Origin of the sequence: Ramlibacter monticola (genome assembly GCF_016722785.1) — a bacterium.
Classification (GTDB): Bacteria; Pseudomonadota; Gammaproteobacteria; order Burkholderiales; family Burkholderiaceae_C; genus Ramlibacter; species Ramlibacter monticola.
This window is the reverse complement of the sequence record NZ_JAEQNE010000007.1, coordinates 97,816-116,254: the sequence shown is the minus strand read 5'-3', so window position 1 is coordinate 116,254 and position 18,439 is coordinate 97,816. Positions and strand designations below refer to the sequence as shown.

The 18,439-nt window shown below is 70.9% G+C and carries 16 protein-coding genes; 7 read left to right on the top strand and 9 right to left on the bottom strand.

Features of this window, described 5'->3' with window-relative positions; all coding sequences use genetic code 11:
* Positions 1-110 precede the first annotated feature (110 nt).
* Genes JJ685_RS23140 through JJ685_RS23130 form a run of 3 tightly spaced genes read left to right on the top strand, consistent with a single transcriptional unit; the run spans position 111 to position 3,512 of the window.
* Positions 111-1,805: a thiamine pyrophosphate-binding protein gene (locus tag JJ685_RS23140; RefSeq protein WP_201676722.1), complete on the top strand. Its 1,695-nt coding sequence runs from the start codon at positions 111-113 to the stop codon at positions 1,803-1,805.
* A gap of 19 nt (positions 1,806-1,824) precedes the next feature.
* Positions 1,825-2,796 carry a tripartite tricarboxylate transporter substrate binding protein gene (locus JJ685_RS23135; protein WP_201676721.1) on the top strand — a complete coding sequence of 324 codons (972 nt, stop codon included), beginning with the start codon at positions 1,825-1,827 and terminating at the stop codon, positions 2,794-2,796.
* The gene (locus JJ685_RS23130; RefSeq protein ID WP_201676720.1) at positions 2,793-3,512 is read left to right on the top strand and encodes a VOC family protein; all 720 of its coding nucleotides are present in this window, start codon (positions 2,793-2,795) and stop codon (positions 3,510-3,512) included. The genes JJ685_RS23135 and JJ685_RS23130 overlap by 4 nt, the downstream gene beginning before the upstream one ends.
* On the opposite strand, the gene JJ685_RS23125 is transcribed toward JJ685_RS23130, so the two are convergent.
* The 7 genes from JJ685_RS23125 to JJ685_RS23095 are packed head-to-tail and all read right to left on the bottom strand — an operon-like array spanning position 3,459 to position 11,254.
* Positions 3,459-4,493: an adenosine deaminase gene (locus JJ685_RS23125; protein WP_201676719.1), complete on the bottom strand. Its 1,035-nt coding sequence runs from the start codon at positions 4,491-4,493 to the stop codon at positions 3,459-3,461. The two genes, JJ685_RS23130 and JJ685_RS23125, sit on opposite strands and share 54 nt — an antisense overlap.
* On the bottom strand, positions 4,490-5,470 hold the full coding sequence (locus JJ685_RS23120; RefSeq protein ID WP_201676718.1) for an aromatic ring-hydroxylating dioxygenase subunit alpha: 981 nt from the start codon (positions 5,468-5,470) through the stop codon (positions 4,490-4,492). Before JJ685_RS23120 ends, JJ685_RS23125 begins: the two co-directional genes overlap by 4 nt.
* Positions 5,471-5,527: 57 nt before the next feature.
* Positions 5,528-6,697, bottom strand: coding sequence for a BMP family ABC transporter substrate-binding protein (locus JJ685_RS23115; RefSeq protein WP_201676717.1), 1,170 nt, complete (start codon positions 6,695-6,697; stop codon positions 5,528-5,530).
* 39 nt (positions 6,698-6,736) lie between these two features.
* Positions 6,737-7,657: an ABC transporter permease gene (locus tag JJ685_RS23110; protein WP_201676716.1), complete on the bottom strand. Its 921-nt coding sequence runs from the start codon at positions 7,655-7,657 to the stop codon at positions 6,737-6,739.
* 1 nt (position 7,658) lies between these two features.
* Complete coding sequence (locus tag JJ685_RS23105) at positions 7,659-8,735, bottom strand: ABC transporter permease (protein WP_201676715.1); 1,077 nt, start codon at positions 8,733-8,735, stop codon at positions 7,659-7,661.
* Positions 8,728-10,305, bottom strand: coding sequence for an ABC transporter ATP-binding protein (locus JJ685_RS23100; protein WP_201676714.1), 1,578 nt, complete (start codon positions 10,303-10,305; stop codon positions 8,728-8,730). Before JJ685_RS23100 ends, JJ685_RS23105 begins: the two co-directional genes overlap by 8 nt.
* A 16-nt stretch (positions 10,306-10,321) precedes the next feature.
* Positions 10,322-11,254 carry a LysR family transcriptional regulator gene (locus JJ685_RS23095; protein WP_201676713.1) on the bottom strand — a complete coding sequence of 311 codons (933 nt, stop codon included), beginning with the start codon at positions 11,252-11,254 and terminating at the stop codon, positions 10,322-10,324.
* A gap of 103 nt (positions 11,255-11,357) precedes the next feature.
* Between JJ685_RS23095 and xdhA the strand changes: the two genes are divergently transcribed.
* The 4 genes from xdhA to ypfH all read left to right on the top strand — a co-directional run bounded on the left by xdhA (position 11,358) and on the right by ypfH (position 16,706).
* Positions 11,358-12,833 carry a xanthine dehydrogenase small subunit gene (gene xdhA, locus JJ685_RS23090; RefSeq protein WP_201676712.1) on the top strand — a complete coding sequence of 492 codons (1,476 nt, stop codon included), beginning with the start codon at positions 11,358-11,360 and terminating at the stop codon, positions 12,831-12,833.
* Positions 12,830-15,139: a xanthine dehydrogenase molybdopterin binding subunit gene (gene xdhB / locus JJ685_RS23085; protein ID WP_201676711.1), complete on the top strand. Its 2,310-nt coding sequence runs from the start codon at positions 12,830-12,832 to the stop codon at positions 15,137-15,139. Before xdhA ends, xdhB begins: the two co-directional genes overlap by 4 nt.
* Before the next feature lie 137 nt (positions 15,140-15,276).
* Positions 15,277-16,089: a dioxygenase family protein gene (locus JJ685_RS23080; protein WP_201676710.1), complete on the top strand. Its 813-nt coding sequence runs from the start codon at positions 15,277-15,279 to the stop codon at positions 16,087-16,089.
* The gene (ypfH, locus tag JJ685_RS23075; protein WP_201676709.1) at positions 16,086-16,706 is read left to right on the top strand and encodes an esterase; all 621 of its coding nucleotides are present in this window, start codon (positions 16,086-16,088) and stop codon (positions 16,704-16,706) included. Before JJ685_RS23080 ends, ypfH begins: the two co-directional genes overlap by 4 nt.
* A 9-nt stretch (positions 16,707-16,715) precedes the next feature.
* Here ypfH and JJ685_RS23070 read toward each other — a convergent pair whose 3' ends face one another.
* Positions 16,716-17,168 carry a hypothetical protein gene (locus tag JJ685_RS23070; RefSeq protein WP_201676708.1) on the bottom strand — a complete coding sequence of 151 codons (453 nt, stop codon included), beginning with the start codon at positions 17,166-17,168 and terminating at the stop codon, positions 16,716-16,718.
* Between the two features lie 109 nt (positions 17,169-17,277).
* Positions 17,278-18,417, bottom strand: a complete 1,140-nt coding sequence (locus JJ685_RS23065) for an alpha/beta hydrolase (protein ID WP_201676707.1) — start codon at positions 18,415-18,417, stop codon at positions 17,278-17,280.
* Positions 18,418-18,439: the final 22 nt, after the last annotated feature.

The window sequence follows — 18,439 nt, the reverse complement described above, 5'->3', positions numbered from 1 at the left end:
TCCGTGCTTCACGGGGCATTGACCTACACGCCGCGAAAACTGCATACGGAAGTGAACGGGCCGAATGGATCGGCTTGCCTATACTGGCCCGCTCAGTGACGGAGACGGACATGAGTTCCCTGAACGGCGCCGACGCCCTGGTGCGCATGCTGCAGCTCTATGGCGTGAAGCACATCTTCGGCCTCTGCGGCGACACCAGCCTCCCCTTCTACGACGCGATGGCGCGGCTCGACCACGGCATCGACCACGTGCTCACGCGCGACGAGCGCAGCGCCGCCTACATGGCCGACGGCTATGCCCGCGTGACCGGCCGGCCCGGCGTGTGCGAGGGCCCCAGCGGCGGCGGCGCGACCTACCTGCTGCCCGGCATCGTGGAAGCGAACGAATCGGCCGTGCCGGTGCTGGGCATCACCTCCGACGTCTCCGTGGGCGCGCGCGGCAAGTTCCCGCTGACCGAGCTGGACCAGCTCGCGCTGTACCAGCCGCTCACCAAGTGGAACGCCCGCATCGACCGTGTCGACCAGATCCCGCACGCGGTGCGCAGCGCCTTCCGCGCCATGACCACCGGCCGGCCGGGCGCCACGCACATCTGCCTGCCCTACGACCTGCAGAAGCAGCCCATCGCCCCGGAGGAGGTCTGGGCCCAGCCCGGGCACGATCGCTATCCTGCCTACCGCGTCGCGCCCGATCCCGCCGATGTCGAACGGGCGGCGGGCAAGCTGGTGGCGGCGCGCGCCCCCGTGTTCATCTGCGGCGGCGGGGTGGTCATCTCGGGCGCCAGCGCGGAGCTGGACCGGCTTGCGACCCTGCTGAACGCGCCCGTCTGCAGCACGGTCAGCGGCAAGGGCTGCCTGCCCGGCGACCATCCCCTGAGCGCAGGCGTGGTGGGCACCAACGGCGGCGTGGAGGCCACGCGGGCGGTGGTCGCGCAGGCGGACCTCGTGATGTTCGTCGGCGCGCGTGCCGGCTCCACCACCACCGAGCACTGGAAGATGCCGGCGCGCGACCGCACGATCCTGCACCTCGACATCGATGCGATGACCATCGCCACCAACTACCGGACCGACGTGGCGCTGGTGGCCGACGCGAAGCTGGGCCTGGCCGCGCTGGCCGAAGCGGTGCGGCAGCGCCTGGCCCATCGTCCGCACGACGCCGCCGACGGACGCGCGCTCACGGCGGCCTGCCGCGCGCGGAAGGACGCTTTCTTCGCCGGCCTGGCGGAGTCGCGCGACCGCCCGATCAAGCCGGAGCGCGTGCTCGATGCGCTGAACCGGCTGCTGCCGCGCGACGCGATCGTCGTCGCTGATCCCGGCACGCCCTGCCCCTATTTCTCGGCCTACTTCGACGCGCCTGAGGCCGGCCGCCACTTCATCACCAACCGCGCCCACGGCGCGCTCGGCTTCTCGCTCTCGGCCGCCATCGGCGCCTGGTTCGGCCGGCCGGACGCCATGGTGGTGTCCGTGATGGGCGACGGCAGCTTCGGCTTCACCTGCGGCGAGCTGGAGACCGTGGTGCGGCGCGGCGTGCCGCTGAAGATGGTGGTGTTCTCCAACGCGGTGTTCGGCTGGATCAAGGCCAGCCAGCAGACCGGCTACGGCGGGCGCTACTTCTCGGTGGACTTCGGCCGCACCGAGCACGCCCGCGTCGCCGAGGCCTTCGGCGTGAAGGCCTGGCGCGTGGAAGACCCGGCCGAGGTGCACGGCGCGCTGAAGGCGGCGCTGGCGCACGACGGGCCGGCGCTGGTCGACGTGGTCTCGCAGGAACTGCAGGACACGGCCGTGCCGGTGAGCCAGTGGATGGGTTGAACGCGAAGAAAGGCAGACGATGAGCAGCAGCCCGAACCGCCGCACGATCCTCGCCGCGCTCGCGGCGCTGGCCGGCGGCACCCCCGCCGTGGCCCAGACCGACGCACCGGTGCGCCTGGTGGTGACCTTCCCGCCCGGCGGCAGCACCGACATCGCGGCGCGCATCTTCCAGCCCGAGCTGGCGATGCGCCTCGGCCGCCCCGTGGTGGTGGACAACAAGCCGGGCGCGGCGAGCCAGCTCGCGACCAGCTTCGTTGCCAAGGCGCCGCCGGACGGCAACACGCTGCTGGTCAGCTTCGACACGCACGCGATCAATCCCATCGCCAAGCCGAAGCTGCCCTACGACACCTTCAAGGACTTCGCGGGCGTCACGCTCGCGGTGCGCTTCCCGCTGGTGATCGGCGCCTCGGCCTCGGTGGCGGCGAAGGACCTGCGCGGCTTCCTCGACCAGGCGCGCTCGCAGCCGGCGAAGTTCAGCTATGCCTCGACCGGCCTGGGCTCCATGAACCACCTGGTCATGGAGGACATCAAGCGCCGCGCGAACGTGGACGTGCTGCACGTCCCCTACGGCGGTGGCGGTCCCGCGGTGCAGGCGGTGCTCGGCGACGTGTCGCAACTCACGCTCCTGAGCTTCGCCGCGCTGAAGGGCCAGATCGCGGCTGGGAAGATCAAGCCGCTGGCCGTCACCGGCGCCAGGCGCCTGCCCGAATTGCCGGACGTTCCCACGGTGGCCGAATCGGGCTTCCCCGGCTTCGAGGCGTATTCGTGGATCGGCATCTTCGCCCCGGCGGCGACGCCGCCCGAGGTGCTGCGCAGGCTGACCGAGGATTTCCGCGCGACGCTGATGGCGCCCGAGGTGCACGGCAAGCTGACGCAGGCCGGCTTCGAGGTGATGGCCACCGACGGCGCCGGCGTCGAGCGCCATGCGCGCCAGGAGTACGAGCGCTGGGCTGCGTTCGTGCGCAACACCGGCCTGAAGCTCGAAGAGTGAGCTCCCTCCTCGCCCTGGACCACGTCGTGATCGCGGTCCGTGACCTCGAACGCACGGTGGCCGATTACACCGCCACCGGTTTCACCGTGGTCGCGGGGGGCCGCCACCCGGGACGCCACACGCGCAACGCGCTGGTGGTGTTCGAAGACGGCGCCTACATCGAGCTAATCGCCTACGACGCGCCCTCGCCGGAGGAACGCTGGTGGCGCGTGCTGGACGCCCACGGCGAAGGCCTGGTCGATTTCGCCCTGCTGCCGCGGGACCTCGCGGCCACCGTGGCCGCCGCGCGCTCGCGCGGGCTGGCCGGCCTCGTTGACCGCCCGGGCGGGCGGGCGCGGCCGGACGGCGTGCGCATCGAATGGCAGAGCGCGCGGCCCTCGACGTCCGACCTGCCCTTCCTTTGCTTCGACGTGACCCCGCGCGCGCTGCGGGTGCCGGAGGGGGAGGTGCGGCGCCATGCCAATGGCGCGCTGGGCATTTCCGAAGTCGCCGTGGCCGTCGGCGACCTGCCCGCGACGCTGGAACGCTATCGCGCCTACCTCGGGCCGGAGGCCGTGGACGGCGAGCAGGTGCGGCTGGCGGGTGCGCGCATCACGTTGCGCGAGGAACCGCTGCGCGCGCGGGGCGACGGGCCTGGCGCCGTGCAGCTGCGCTTCGCGGACTCAGGCCGCGGCGAAGGCGGCATCGAGCCGCTCGAGGTACTTCTTCTTCGCTGAAGCGTCCGCGAAGCTGCCTTCGAAGCTGTTGCGCGCGAGCCGGTAGGCATGCTGCGCGTCCAGGCCCGTCGCGGCGAAGGTCTCGAGGAAGTTGGCGTTGACGTAGCCGCCGAAGTAGGCCGGGTCGTCGGAGTTGACCGTGGCCACGAGGCCGGCGTCCAGCAGCTCGCGCAGGTTGTGCTGCTCCAGCTTGGGGAACACGCGGAGCTTCAGGTTGGACAAGGGGCAGACCGTGAGCGGGATGTGCTCGTCGGCCAGGCGCTTCATGAGCGCCGGGTCCTGCGCGGACTGCACGCCGTGGTCGATGCGCTCCACCTTCAGCACGTCCAGCGCGGACCAGACATAGGCCGGCGGCCCTTCCTCGCCCGCGTGGGCGACGAGGTGCAGCCCCTGCTGGCGGCATTTGGCGAACACGCGCGCGAACTTCTCGGGCGGATGCCCCAGCTCGCTGGAATCGAGGCCCACGCCGATGAAGCGGTCGCGCAGGGGCAGCGCCTGCTCCAGCGTGTCGAAGGCCTCCTCCTCGCTGAGGTGGCGCAGGAAGCACAGGATCAGTTCCGCGTCGACGCCGAGCTGCTTCGCGTCCTGGCAGGCCCGGTGCAGGCCATGGATCACGGTTTCCATGGGCACGCCGCGCGCCGTGTGCGTCTGGGGGTCGAAGAAGATTTCCGCGCGCAGCACGTTGTCGGCCTGCGCGCGCTGCAGGTAGGCCCAGGCCATGTCGTAGAAGTCCTGCTCCCTCAGCAGCACGCTGGCGCCGGCGTAGTAGATGTCCAGGAAACTCTGCAGGTTGCTGAAGGCATAGGCGCGCCGCAGTTCCTCCACGCTGGCGTAGGGCAGGCGCACGCCGTTGCGCCGCGCCAGCTGGAAGATCAGCTCGGGTTCGAGCGAGCCCTCGACGTGGATGTGCAGTTCGGCCTTGGGCATGGCGGCCAGCAAGGCCGGGAGGCGCTCCGGGGGCACGGCAGGAACGTTGCTCATCGGCAGACTCCGAAGGTGATTCCCAGACCCGAAAGATACCGGCGATAGGCCGCCGATGCGCGGTCGGCCACGGTGTGCAGTTCCGCCCGGGGATCCAGCGGCAGGCACCGGGGCTGCTGCGATTCCAGCACCGGCTGGTCCTGGCGGAAGATGGTGTCCTGGAAGGCGCGCAGCTTCGCGTCGGGCGACTCGAAGTCGGCCACCGCGAGCCGGAACCAGGCGAGGCTGCGTTCGGGATCGAGCGGGCAGATGAACAGGCCGATCGCTTCGCGCCACTCCGGCAGCGCGGTGGTTCCGCGCTCCGGGATCTTGGTGAGCAGCGCGCTGTACGGCCCGGTCACCTCGTAGCCGTATTCCACCTGCGCCGGCGCGGTGGAGTGCAGGTTGGACTGCGGCTGCCAGGCCTTGCAGCCGGTGGCACGCAGGCCGGTCGGCGTGGGCTCGACGCGATAGTCCTCGATGGCAGCGGCGCCGCGCTCGCCCAGCCAGCCCTCGTGCACGAAGGCGAAATGCGACCGGTCGAGGAAGTTCTCGACCAGGCGCGGCGCGCTGGTGGCGACCTCGTAGGGGCCGCAATTCACCTTGCGCAGGCGGGCGTCGCCTTCGGCGTCGAAGGCCGGCGGCTGCGTCTCGGCCTCCTCTAGCCGGACCCACACGAGCCCGTGCGCCTCGCGCGCCGCGAAGCCGCGCACGCAGTGCGTCGCGGGCGGCGTGAAGGCAGGCAGGGCGGGCACGTGCACGCACTGGCCGGAAGGCCCGAACTGCCAGCCGTGGTAGGCGCACTCGAGCCGCCCCTGCGCGATGCGCCCCAGCGAGAGGCGCGCACCGCGGTGGGGACAGCGGTCCGGCCACGCATGCACCGCGCCCTGCGCGTCGCGCCACAGGACCAGGTCCTCGCCGAGCAGGCGCGCAGCCACGGGCGCCGTGCCCAGCGCCCCGGCCGATGCCACCGGATGCCAATGCTGCCGTTCGATCATCGCTTCCCCAATGAAAAAGGGCCGCGCACAGGCGGCCCTTGCATGCGCCATGCCGGTTTACTTCTTGTCGCCGCCCGGCACCTTGCCTTCCACGCCCTTGACGTAGAAGTTGATGCCGCCGAGGAACTTGTCGTCGGCCGCGGCGTCCTTGGCCAGGACTTCCTTGCCGGTGTTGTCGGCCAGGGGGCCCTTCCAGATCACCAGGCTGCCGTCCTTCAGGCCGGCCTTCACCTTCTCGAGCTGCTGCTTGGCCGCATCGGGCACGTCGGCGGCGACGTTGACGAAGTCGATCGCGCCTTCCTTCACGCCCCACCAGGCCTGGCCCGTGGTCCACTTGTTGTCGAGGGCGTCACGCACGGCCTTGATGTAGTACGGGCCCCAGTTGATCACCGCCGAACCCAGGTGCGCCTTGGGGCCGTAGCTGCTCATGTCGCTGTCCCAGCCGAAGGCGCGCTTGCCCATCTTCTCGGCCGTCTGCAGCACGGCGGAGGAGTCCGTGTTCTGCATCAGCACGTCGGCGCCGCCGTTGATCAGCGCCGTGGCGGCTTCGGTTTCCTTCGGCGGATTGAACCAGTCGCCGACCCACACGACCTTGGTCTTGATCTTCGGGTTGACCGACTGCGCGCCCAGCGTGAAGCTGTTGATGTTGCGCACCACCTCGGGGATCGGGATCGAGCCGACCACGCCCAGCGTGTTGGTCTTGGTCATGGACCCGGCGATCACGCCGGCCATGTACGCGCCCTCGTACGTGCGGCTGTCGTAGGTGCGCATGTTCTCGGCCGTCTTGTAGCCGGTGGCATGCTCGAACTTCACGTCCTTGTTGTCCGCGGCCACCTTGAGCATCGGCTCCATGTAGCCGAAGGTGGTGCCGAAGATCAGCTTGTTGCCCTGGCCCACCATGTCGCGCATCACGCGCTCGGCGTCGGCCGACTCGGGCACCTTCTCGACGAAGCTGGTCTCGACCTTGTCGCCGAATTCCTTCTCCACCGCCTTGCGGCCGTTGTCGTGGGCGAAGGTCCAGCCACCGTCGCCCACCGGCCCGACGTAGGCGAAGGCGATCTTGAGCTTCTGCGCGGCAGGCGCAGGCGCGGAGGCCGGGGCGGCCGCCGTGGGAGCGGGCGCCGGCGCCGGTGCGGGGGTCTCCTGCTTGCTGCAGGCGGCCAGGCCCGCCACCGCCGCGGCCAGGGCCGCGACCTGGAGCAGGGAGCGTTTCTTGAGGTCGGTCATTCCAGTTCCTCTGAGGGACGGTTGGGAGAAAGGGGGATTCTATGTTCCCGGGTAGAAAGGCTTGCCGAGCGAGGCCGGCATGTTGACGCGGATCCAGGCGGGATTGCGCGAGATCAGCGCCAGCACCACGATGGTGGCCAGGTAGGGCAGCATGTTCAGGAATTCGCTGGCCACCTCGACGCCGGTGCCCTGAAGGTGGAACTGCAGCATGGTCACGCCGCCGAAGAGATAGGCCCCCAGCAACACGCGGGCCGGCCGCCAGGTGGCGAAGGTGGTGAGCGCCAGCGCGATCCAGCCCTTGCCCGCCACCATGCCCTCGACCCACAGGGGCGTGTAGATCACGGAGATGTAGGCGCCCGCGAGGCCGCACAGGGCGCCGCCGGCCACCACCGCCAGCAGGCGGATGCGGCGCACCGGATAGCCCAGCGCGTGCGCCGCCTCGGGCGACTCGCCCACCGAGCGCAGCACCAGGCCGGAGCGCGAGCGGTACAGGAACCACACCAGCCAGCCCACGAGGCCGATGGCCAGGTACACCATGGGGTGCTGGCGGAACAGCGCGGAGCCCAGCACCGGGATGTCGCCCAGCAGCGGCAGCGAGAAGTGCGGCCGCTCGGGCAGTTTCTCCTGCACGTACCCGATGCCGGCGAAAGCGGAGAAGCCGGCGCCGAACAGGCTCAGGGCCAGGCCGGTGGCGTACTGGTTGGTGTTCATCCAGATCACCAGCAGGCCGAAGGCCGCGGCCAGCAGCGCGCCCGCGCCCATGCCCGCCAGGAAGCCGAGCCAGTCGCTGCCCGTATGCACCACGGTGGCGAAGCCGGCGATGGCGGCGCACAGCATCATGCCCTCGGCGCCGAGGTTGACGATGCCGGCCTTCTCGTTGATCAACAGGCCCAGGGCCGCGATGGCGAGCACGGTGCCCGCGTTGAGCATGGAGGCGAAGAGGAGTGCGTAGCTTTCCATGTCAGGCCTTCGCGGGGGCGGCAGACGGCATGAAGCGGATGCGGTAGACCATCAGCGTGTCGCAGGCCAGCAGGGCGAACAGCAGCAGCCCCTGGAACACGCCGGTGAGCGACTTGGGCAGGCCCAGGCGCGACTGCGCCAGTTCGCCGCCGATGTAGAACATGCTCATGAGGAGGGCCGAGAAGACCATGCCCACCGGGTGCAGGCGGCCGACGAAGGCCACGATGATCGCGGCGAAGCCGTAGCCCGCCGGCACGTAGGGCGTGAGCTGCCCGATCGGGCCGGCGACTTCCAGCGCGCCGGCGAGGCCGGCCGCGCCGCCGGAGACCAGCAGCGCCGTCCACAGCGCCTTGCGCGAGGAAAAGCCGGCGTAGCGCGCCGCGGCCGGCGCCAGCCCGCCCACCTGCTGGGCGAAGCCGGCGCGGGTGCGGAACAGGAACACCCACAGCGCCGCCACGCCGGCCAGCGCCAGCAGCACGCCGATGTTCACGCGCGAACCCTGCATCAGGCGCGGGACCTGCGTCACCGCCTCGAAGGTCTTGGTCTGCGGGAAGTTGTAGCCCTGCGGGTCCTTCCAGGGCCCGAAGACCAGGTAGTTCAGGGTCAGCGTCGCCACGTAGACCAGCATCAGGCTGACGAGGATCTCGTTGGCGTTGAAGCGGTCGCGCAGCACGCCGGTGATGGCCGCCCAGGCCATGCCGCCCAGCACGCCGGCAAGCAGGATCGCCACCACGATGAAGCGGCTGGTCTCCTTGCCGGCGAGCAGCGCGACCCCGCCCGCCACCACCGCGCCGAGCACGAACTGGCCTTCGGCGCCGATGTTCCAGACGTTGGAGCGGAAGCACACGGCCAGCCCCAGCGCGATGATCAGCAGCGGCGTGGCCTTGACCATCAGCTCGCCGAGGCGGTAGCCGGAGTTGACCGGCTCCCAGAAGAACACCTGCAGTCCCCGCACCGGATCCTTGCCCAACGCGACGAACAGCAGGGTGCCGAGCAGCACGGTGACGACCAGCGCCAGCACCGGCGACGCGAGGCTCCAGAAGCGCGAGGCTTCCGGCCTGGGCTCCAGCTTAAACATTGCTGCCTTTCTCCCTCTCTCTCTGGGAGAGGGTCGGGGTGAGGGCACCGGGCGCCGTCTCGCGCAAGGGATGCACCACCCACAACCCACTCATCCACTCACCGATCTGCGTCACCGTCGCCCGGGCCCGCTCCACGCTCGGCGACAGGCGGCCCTTCGCGATCACGTGCAGCCGGTCGCTGATCTCGAACAGCTCCTCCAGCTCCTCGCTCAGCACCAGCACCGCGCAGCCGGCGTCGCGCAGCGCCAGGATCTCCGCGCGGATCTGCGCCGACGCGCCCACGTCCACGCCCCAGGTCGGCTGCGACACGATCAGCAGCTTCGGGTTGGCGTCGATCTCGCGGCCGACGATGAACTTCTGCAGGTTGCCGCCCGACAGCGACTTCGCCGCCGCCCCGGGCCCGCCGGCCTTCACGTTGAATTTCTGGATGATGCCGGCCGCCTGCCGCCGCAGCGCCTTGACGTCGATCCAGCCGCTGCCCTTGATGCTGTCGCTGCGCGTGAGCAGCAGGTTCTGCGCGAGGCTCAGGCCGGGCACGGCGCCGCGCCCGAGGCGTTCCTCCGGCACGAAATGCAGGCCCAGCTGGCGCCGTTGCGAGGGCCCGAGGCGGCCGGCGTTCTGGCCCGCGACCTGGATCATCTCGCGGGCGGCACGCCGGTCCTCGCCCGAGAGCGCGAACAGCAGCTCGCGCTGGCCGTTGCCCGAGACGCCGGCGATGCCCACCACCTCGCCCGCGCGCACCTCGAAGGACACGTCGTCGAGGTCGTGGCCGAACTGGTCCTCGCGCGGCAGGGTCAGCCCCTGCACCTTGAGCACCACCTCGCCCGGCTGGCGTTCGTGGTGTTCCAGCTCCGGCGGCTCGGCCCCGATCATCAGGCGCGACAGCGTGGCATTGGTCTCGCGCCGCGGGTCCGCGTCGCCGGTCACCTTGCCCCCGCGCATCACGGTGCAGGCCGTGCACAGCTCGCGGATCTCGTGCAGCTTGTGCGAGATGTAGAGGATGCTGCAGCCTTCGGAGGCGAGCTGCCTGAGCACCACGAACAGCTTCTCCACCGCCTGCGGCGTCAGCACCGAGGTCGGCTCGTCGAGGATCAGCAGCTTGGGGTTGGTGAGCAGCGCGCGGATGATCTCCACCCGCTGCATCTCGCCCACCGAGAGCGTGTGCACCGGGCGGGCGGGGTCGACCTCCAGGCCGTACTCGCGCGCCTTGGCGGTGATGCTGTGCGTCACCTGGTGCAGGGTCAGGCTCTTGTCCAGGCCCAGCCACACGTTCTCCGCCACCGTCAGCGTGTCGAACAGGCTGAAGTGCTGGAACACCATGCTGATGCCCAGCGCCCGTGCCTCCTGCGGGTTGCGGATGTGGACCGGCTGGCCGTCGAACATCACGCTGCCCTCGTCCGGCTTGACGGCGCCGTAGATGATCTTCATCAGCGTGGACTTGCCGGCCCCGTTCTCGCCGAGGACGGCGTGCGTCTCGCCCGCCTGGACCGTCAGCGAGACGTCGCTGTTGGCCACCACCGAGGGATAGCGCTTCGTGATGTGCGCGAGCTGCAGTCGAGGGATGCTCACTCGTCTCGTCTCCACGTCATTGCGATTTCAGCCCCGCGGCGACCTGCCGCACGCGCTCGCGCAGCCAGCGGGCGGCGGCGGACTGGTGCGTCCGCTCGTGCCACAGCTGGTAGTACACGAGCCCGGGGAAGGCCACGGGGCACTCCAGGATCTGCACCGGCAGCCGCTCGCAAAAGCGCTCGCAGAACTGCCGCCCGGTGGTGAGCACGAGCAAGCTCGATGCCACCATGCCGGGGATCAATCCGAAATGGGCGCAGCGCGCGGTGATGTTGCGCGCCAGGCCCTGTTCTTCCAGGTATTCGTCGATGACGCCGCGCGCGCCGGGGTGGGTGGCCGTCGGCGCGATGTGTTCCGCCTCCAGCCAGCTCTCGGCCGTCCAGCCGCGGCGCACCGCGGGGTGGTCGCGCGAGACCATGCAGACGATCTGGTCGTCGAACAGCTGGCCCTGGTGCAGGTCCTGCGGCGGCTTCAGCCAGTTGCCCACCACCACGTCGATCTCGCCCTGCGCCAGCCGGTCGTGGTAGTCGGAGGCGGCGGACAGGGGATGGATCTCGATGCGGCTCGCCGGTGCCTGCGCCTTCACGGCCGCCACCACCGTCGGCAGGAACACCGGGTCGAGGTAGTCGGCGGCGGCCACGCGGAAGGTGTGCACCGCCGTCTGCGGGTCGAAGCCGCGGGCCTCGGAGAACAGCGTTTCGGCGGCCCGCAGGATGCTTGCACTCGGCTCGATCATGCGCAGCCCGGCATCGGTGGGCACCATCGCGGCGCCCGAACGCACCAGCAGGGGGTCGCCGGCCAGCTCCCGCAGCCTTTTCAGGGCGGCCGACACCGCCGGCTGGTGCATTCCCAGCCGGAGCGCCGCACGCGAGACACTGCGTTCCGTCAACACGGTGTGCAACACCCTGATCAAGTGGAGGTCTATCCTGTCGAAAAGCGCCTGGTCCCTCATACCTCTGCCTGCATCTCACGCATAAGAGGTCCCGTATGCGAATCCCGGTGCAGCCCGCGTAAGCTCCCAGCATGGGGGCAATGGGCCCATACTCAGCGCATCCATGGAATCCAGGACGATCCGATTCATCCGCCGGGGCGAACTCGTCAGCTTGACCAATGTAGCACCCGAGCGCACGCTGCTGGAGGTACTCCGCGAGGACCTTTCGGCCACCGGCACGAAGGAAGGCTGCGGCGAGGGGGACTGCGGCGCGTGCACCGTGGTCCTCGCCGAACCGCACCAGGGAACCCTCAAGTATCGCGCAATCAACGCCTGCATCCGGCTGGCCCACTCCATCGACGGCATGGCGCTCTGGACGGTCGAGGACCTGGCGGGCGCCGACGGCAGCCTGCACCCGGCCCAGGAGGCCCTGGTGCAGTCCCACGGATCCCAGTGCGGTTTCTGCACGCCGGGTTTCGTGATGAGCCTGTTCGGCATGTACCAGAACCACGTCTGCCGCGGCGAGCCCGTCACCCGCGAGCTGGCGCAGGAGGAACTGTCCGGCAACCTGTGCCGCTGCACGGGCTACCGGCCGATCCTCGACGCGGCCCAGGCCATGGCCGGACTGCCGCGGGTCCAGCAGGACGAGCAGGCCATCCTGCGCCAACTGGAAGAGCTGGCCCTGCGGCAGGAGCAGTCCGGCGCCCCGGGCGGCAGCTCGTACATGGCGCCGCGCGCCCTGCCCGAGCTGCTGCGGCTGCGCGCGGAACATCCTCGGGCGCAGGTCGTCGCCGGCTGCACGGACGTCGGCCTCTGGGTCACCAAGATGCACCAGCAGTTCGCGCAGGTGCTGGACCTGACGCAGGTGCGGGAATTGCGGCAGGTCGAGCACTATGACCACCACATCGCGATCGGCGCCGCCGTCAGCCTGACCGAAGCTTTCGTGGCGCTGGCGGAACAGCGGCCGCAGCTGAAACCCTTCTTCGACCGCTTCGCCGGCCTGCCGGTGCGCAATGCGGGCACCCTGGGCGGCAACGTGGCCAACGGCTCGCCCATCGGCGATTCGATGCCGCTGCTGATCGCGCTCGGGGCGCATGTCGTGCTGCTGGGCGTGCGCGGCTACCGCGAAATGCCGCTGGAGGACTTCTACACCGGCTACCGGCAGACCGTGCTGGCGCCGGACGAGGTGGTCGGCTGGATCAAGGTGCCCCGCCCCGTCGAGGGCGAATTCCTGCGAGCCTACAAGATCTCCAAGCGCTACGACGACGACATCTCCGCCGTCTGCCTGGTGGTGGCGGCGCGGCTGGTGGGCGGCGTGGTCACGCAGGTCGGCATCGGCGCCGGCGGGGTCGCCGCGACCCCGGTCCGCGCCCTGCAGGCCGAGGCCGTGCTGCGCGGCCAGCCCTGGACCGCGGACGCCGCGCAAGCCGCCGCCGCGGCGCTGCGCGAGGAGTTCCGGCCGATCAGCGACATGCGCGCCTCGGCCGCCTACCGCGCCGAGGTGCTCGGCAACCTGATGCAGCGCTTCTGGCTCGAGACGCAGGGCCACGAGCGCATCAACCTGGAGAGCTTCCGCCTCGAGGAAGTCGCCCTGCCATGAATGCGCCCGAGAAGTTCGTGGCCGGCACGGCGGCGCAGCCCGCCGTCGGCCAGCCGCGCATCCACGAAAGCGCCCGCGCGCACGTCGCCGGCGCGGCCACGTACGTCGACGACGTGCCGGAGGTGAAGGGCACGCTGCATGCGGCGCCCATCCTGTCGAAGGTGGCACGCGGCCGGCTGCTCTCGGTCGATCCCGCCGAGGCGCTGGCGATGGAGGGCGTGAGGGAGGTCGTGCTGGCCGCCGACATCCCCGCCGATCCGCTCTTCGCCACCTTCGCGCACGACGAGCCGATCTTCGCCCGCGACACGGTCGAATACGCCGGCCAGGTGGTCGGCGTCGTGGTGGCCGAGACCGTGATGCAGGCGCGCCGCGCCGCGCGCAGGGTGAAGCTGGAGATCGAGCCGCTGCCCGCGGTGCTGGACGTGCGCGAGGCGGTGAAGCAGCAGAGCTTCGTGCTGCCGCCCGTCACGGTGCGCCGCGGCGAGCCGGAACAGGGCCTCGCGCGCGCGCCGCACCGGCTGGCGGGCAGCCTGGAGGTCGGCGGGCAGGAGCACTTCTACCTCGAAGGCCAGGTCGGCTACGCGCTGCCGCTGGAGCAGGACCAGTGGTGGATCTACTCCAGCACGCAGCATCCCGCCGAAGTGCAGCACTGGGTCGCGCACGCGCTGGGGCTGGACGCCAGCGCGGTGCGGGTGGACTGCCGCCGCATGGGCGGCGGCTTCGGCGGCAAGGAGACGCAGGCCGGCCACATCGCCGTGTGGGCGGCGCTGGCCGCGCGCAAGACCCGGCGGCCGGTGAAGCTGCGCCTGGACCGCGACGACGACTTCCTGGTCACGGGCAAGCGCCATCCCTTCGCCTACGACTACGAGGTCGGCTTCGACGACGAGGGCCGCATCCTCGGCCTGAAGCTCGTGCTGGCCGCGAACTGCGGCTGGAGCGCGGACCTCAGCGGCCCGGTGGCCGACCGCGCCGTCTTCCACGTCGACAACGCCTATTTCCTCTCCGACGTGGAGATCGTCTCCTATCGCTGCCGGACCAACGTGCAGAGCCACACCGCCTTCCGCGGTTTCGGCGGGCCGCAGGGGATGATCGTGACCGAGGCGATGCTCGGCGACATCGCCCGCGCCCTGGGCAAGGACCCGCTGGACGTGCGCAAGACCAACCTCTACGGCATCGAGGACCGCAACCTCACCCACTACCGCATGCCGGTGGAGGACAACATCCTCCACCCGCTGATCGCACGGCTGGAGCAGGACGCGGCCTACCGGCGCCGGCGCGCCGAGATCGCGCAGTGGAACGCGGCCAACCCGGTGCTGCGGCGCGGCCTCGCCCTCACCCCGGTGAAGTTCGGCATCTCCTTCACCGCGACGTTTTTCAACCAGGCCGGCGCCCTGGTGCACGTGTACACCGACGGCAGCGTGCAGGTGAACCACGGCGGCACCGAGATGGGCCAGGGCCTGCACACGAAGGTCTGCCAGCTCGTGGCGGACGAACTGGGCGTGCCCTTCGAGCGGGTGCGCATCAGCTCCACCGACACCGCCAAGGTGCCCAATGCCAGCGCCACGGCCGCCTCCAGCGGCACCGACCTCAACGGACGCGCCGCGCAGTTCGCCGCCCGCCAGATCCGCGAGAGGCTGGCCGGGTACGTGGCGGAAAAGCAGGGCTGCCGGCCCGAGCAGGTGATCTTCGCCCACGGCCAGGTGAGCGGGCCGGAGGCGGTCATGAGCTGGGAACAGCTGGTCGACGATGCCTGGCGCTCGCGCGTGCAGCTGTGGAGCGACGGCTTCTACCGCACGCCGAAGATCCACTACGACAAGGCCACGCTGAGCGGGCGGCCGTTCTACTACTTCGCCTACGGCGCGGCCTGCACGGAGGTGGCGATCGATACCCTCACCGGCGAAAACCGGGTGCTGAAGGTGGACATCCTCCACGACGTGGGCCACTCGATCAACCCGGCGCTCGACATCGGCCAGATCGAGGGCGGCTTCATCCAGGGCATGGGCTGGCTCACCACCGAGCAGCTGGTGTGGACCGGGCAGGGCGAACTCGCCACCCACGCCCCGAGCACCTACAAGATCCCCGCCACCGGCGACGTGCCGGGGCATTTCCGCATCGCGCTGTGGCCCGAGCCGAACCGGGAGGACAACGTCGGCGGCAGCAAGGCCGTCGGCGAGCCGCCCTTCATGCTGGCGATCAGCGTATGGGAGGCCCTGCGGGACGCGGTCGCCGCGGCGCGCGGGGACGGCCGGGCGAAGCTGGACGCCCCGGCGACGGCGGAGAACGTGCTGAAGGCGCTGCGGGCCTGAAGAGCCGGGCCGGCGGCAGCGGGATTGTTCCGCTTCGCGCAACAAGCCATCCCGCGGCCGCCGCTTTAAGCGGGGTCCCTCCTCCCCTAGATTCGGAGAGTGGCCGCAAGCCCGCGGCCGTTGAAGGATTCCCCGCAATGCAACGCACCCCCGTCCTCTTCGTCTCCCACGGCGCGCCGACCTTCGCGCTGCAGCCGGGCCGGCTGGGCCCGCAACTGGTCGCGGCCGGCGAAGCGCTGCCCCGGCCGAAGGCCGTGCTGGTGGTGTCGCCGCACTGGATGACCCACGGCGTGCGCGTGGCCACCACCGCCGCGCCGGCCACGGTGCACGACTTCGGCGGCTTCGACCGCGCCCTCTACCGCATCCAGTACCCCGCGCCCGGCCATCCGGAGCTCGCCGAACGCACGATCGACGTGCTGCGCGCCGCCGGCTGGCACGCCGAGCGCGACGACCGGCAGGGCCTGGACCACGGCGCCTGGGTGCCGGTGCGCTTCCTCTATCCCGGGGCCGACGTGCCGGTGTTCCAGGTCTCGCTGCCCGCCACGCTGAGCCCGCAGCAGGCCTACGACTTCGGCCGGTCGCTGGCGCCGCTGCGCGACGAAGGCGTCCTGATCGTCGGCTCCGGCTCCATGACGCACAACCTGTACGAGTTCCGCATGGACGAGGGCGGCCGCGAAGCGGAGTACGCGCGCGAGTTCGCGGACTGGGTGCGGCAGGCAGTGGAGGCCCGCGACGATGCGCGCCTGGTCGACTCCCTGCGCGTCGCGCCGCACGCGCAGCGCGCCCACCCGACGCCGGAGCACTTCCTGCCGCTGCTGGTCGCGGCCGGCGCGGCGGCGGGCGACGCGGAAGTGGAGACCCTGGAGGGCGGCATCACCTACGGCGTGCTGTCCATGGACTCCTACCTGTTCGGCGCCCGGGTCGGCGCTCCTGCGGGAGCAGTGCATTGAGCGCCGGAGTCGTGATCCAGTCGCCCGCGCAGGCGGACCGGCTGATCCTGCTGTTCCACGGCGTCGGCGCGACGCCGCAGGACCTCGTGCCGCTGGGCGCGCGGCTGGCCCGCGAGTTCCCGCAGGCGGCCGTGGTGAGCGTGCCCGGGCCCGACCGCTCCGACTTCGGCAGCGGCTTCCAGTGGTTCTCGGTGGCCGGCGTGACCGAGCAGAACCGGCCGTCGCGCGTCGCCGCGACGCTGGAGCGCTTCGTGCAGGCCGTGGGCGAGTGGCAGCAGCGCACGGGCGTGCCGCCCGCGGGCACGACCCTCGTCGGCTTCTCGCAGGGCGCGATCATGGCGCTGGCCGCCGCCCTGGCGCCGCAGCCGCCGGCCGCGCGCGTGGTCTCCCTGTCGGGCCGCTTCGCCGAACTGCCCCGCACGGCGCCGCGAGGCGTGCGCCTGCACTTCCTCCACGGCACCGCCGACCCGGTGATCCCGGCGGCGCACGCGCAGCAGGCGGCGCAGCAACTCCAGTCGCTGGGCGCGGACGTGACGCTCGACCTGATCCCCGGCCTGCCGCACGGGATCGATGGCACCGCGGAAAACCTGCTGCTGCAGCGCCTGCGCCAGCCCTGAAGCGCGGGGTCAGCCGATGGTGACCACGCGCGCGTTCGGGAAGCGCGCGAACGGGTCGTAGCCGCGCAGGCCTTCGCGCAGCGTGGCCTCGTGTTTCTGCGCGATGCGGACGCGGTGGCGCGGATCCGCCTTCCACATCGCCTCGACCAGCGCATCCTCGAAGCGCAGCATCACCGGCGCCGCGTAGGGATGGCAGGCATTGGGCTCGTCCAGGATGGACCAGGAGATCACCACGCTGCCGTTGGGCGTCTGGGCTGCCAGCGAATGGGGCGGGAACAGGTGCCGGTAGGACTGCCAGAACACCGAACGCACGTGGTCCAGCGAGCCGACGCCGATCGGCGGGGGATGCGTGCTGCCGGAATCCGTCTCTCTCACGTCGTACTTGCCCGCGGCGCGGGAGGTGGTCCACCAGGAATTCTTCCCCGGCCGGTCGGGGACGACGAGGGGTGCGAATACAACCATGGCAGCCTCCGCGAGAGGCGCGAATGGTAGGAGCCGCAGAGGCAGCCGGTTGTAGGAGGGGACCCACAGCCCTGTCGGCATTGTCGTACAGGCGGAGAAAGGTGCCGCATCACAGCCCCAGGATCCACTCGGCCATCGCATCGGCCACCTGTTGCACCATTCCGGGTTGGCCCGCCAGGTAGTGGTTGCCACCCACGATGTCGACATTGCGGATGCGGCTGCCACCCGCCGCCAGCCAGGCCGCGCGGGTACTCGGGAAGGTGGACTGGTCGGCCGTGTAGGTGCAGAGCAGTGCCGGGACGGAGGTGCGGGCCAGGTTCGCCGGGCCGTCCGCCCGGCTGCGCGGCGACCACTGCGACAGCCACGCCGTCAGCGAAGTGATGCGCCCCATCTGGCTGGCCGCGAAATTGACGGCCCGCGCGCCCGTCGCGCCGGCGCCCCAGACGCTGCCCACCGCCCGGTCGTTCGGATCGAGGCTCAGGTCCAGGAAGCGCGGGTCGGCGTGCGTGCGGTGCACCACGAAGACTTCGTCGCGCGGGCTGCCGGGCGCGGACTGCTCCCGCAGCAGCCGCAGGCGCTGGCCCACCCACTGGTCGATGCGTTCGTAGCGGGCCTGCTGCGCGTTGCGGAACCGCTCCAGGAAGGCATGGCTGTAGGGCGGCCCGTTCCGCACGTCGTACAGGTCCAGGTCGGGGTCGCGCGAAAGGCCGTCGCGTTCGTCCGTCAGCGACGGGTCGAGCCAGTTGCGCATCAGCGCCGCGCGCCCTTCGTGGGCCGCGCACAGCGCCAGGCCCTGCACGGGCGGCAGGTCCTGCGGGGAGAGCCCGGCCGGGTCGCCGTCGGGCATGCATTCGATGTCCAGGTGCTCGGCCTGGGCCTGGTAGAAGGACGCGAGCGCCGCGCCGCCGGAATTGCCGACCAGCACCACCTTCTCGTAGCCGCGCTCGCGCAGGAAGCGGACTCCGGCGCCCAGGTCCTGGATCACGCGCTCCATCAGCAGCAGGGTGTCGTTGCCGGCATAGCGCGAATTGAGGCCCATGCAGGCCACGCCGCGGGCCGCCAGCGGGGCGATCAGGTAATGCCCCATGAAGTTGCTGGCGGGATGCATCACGATCGCCGCGGCGCGCCGGGGGCCCGCCGGCTGCATCCAGGCGCCGTAGATGCGTGGACGCAACAGCTGCAGCCCGGACTGGCTTTCCAGGGCCGCCCCGGGCTTGACGTCGATGACCGCGAGCTCGAGTTCGGCCATGGAGCCGATTGTAGGCAGCGCA

Bases quoted from the DNA above. Each gene is read 5' to 3' on its own strand.
- xdhB (WP_201676711.1), top strand. From the start codon at position 12,830: ATGAATGCGCCCGAGAAGTTCGTGGCCGGCACGGCGGCGCAGCCCGCC.
- JJ685_RS23095 (WP_201676713.1), bottom strand. From the start codon at position 11,254: ATGAGGGACCAGGCGCTTTTCGACAGGATAGACCTCCACTTGATCAGG.
- xdhA (WP_201676712.1), top strand. From the start codon at position 11,358: ATGGAATCCAGGACGATCCGATTCATCCGCCGGGGCGAACTCGTCAGC.
- JJ685_RS23110 (WP_201676716.1), bottom strand. From the start codon at position 7,657: ATGGAAAGCTACGCACTCCTCTTCGCCTCCATGCTCAACGCGGGCACC.
- JJ685_RS23080 (WP_201676710.1), top strand. From the start codon at position 15,277: ATGCAACGCACCCCCGTCCTCTTCGTCTCCCACGGCGCGCCGACCTTC.
- JJ685_RS23105 (WP_201676715.1), bottom strand. From the start codon at position 8,735: ATGTTTAAGCTGGAGCCCAGGCCGGAAGCCTCGCGCTTCTGGAGCCTC.
- JJ685_RS23065 (WP_201676707.1), bottom strand. From the start codon at position 18,417: ATGGCCGAACTCGAGCTCGCGGTCATCGACGTCAAGCCCGGGGCGGCC.
- JJ685_RS23115 (WP_201676717.1), bottom strand. From the start codon at position 6,697: ATGACCGACCTCAAGAAACGCTCCCTGCTCCAGGTCGCGGCCCTGGCC.
- JJ685_RS23140 (WP_201676722.1), top strand. From the start codon at position 111: ATGAGTTCCCTGAACGGCGCCGACGCCCTGGTGCGCATGCTGCAGCTC.
- JJ685_RS23135 (WP_201676721.1), top strand. From the start codon at position 1,825: ATGAGCAGCAGCCCGAACCGCCGCACGATCCTCGCCGCGCTCGCGGCG.
- JJ685_RS23120 (WP_201676718.1), bottom strand. From the start codon at position 5,470: ATGATCGAACGGCAGCATTGGCATCCGGTGGCATCGGCCGGGGCGCTG.
- JJ685_RS23125 (WP_201676719.1), bottom strand. From the start codon at position 4,493: ATGAGCAACGTTCCTGCCGTGCCCCCGGAGCGCCTCCCGGCCTTGCTG.
- JJ685_RS23070 (WP_201676708.1), bottom strand. From the start codon at position 17,168: ATGGTTGTATTCGCACCCCTCGTCGTCCCCGACCGGCCGGGGAAGAAT.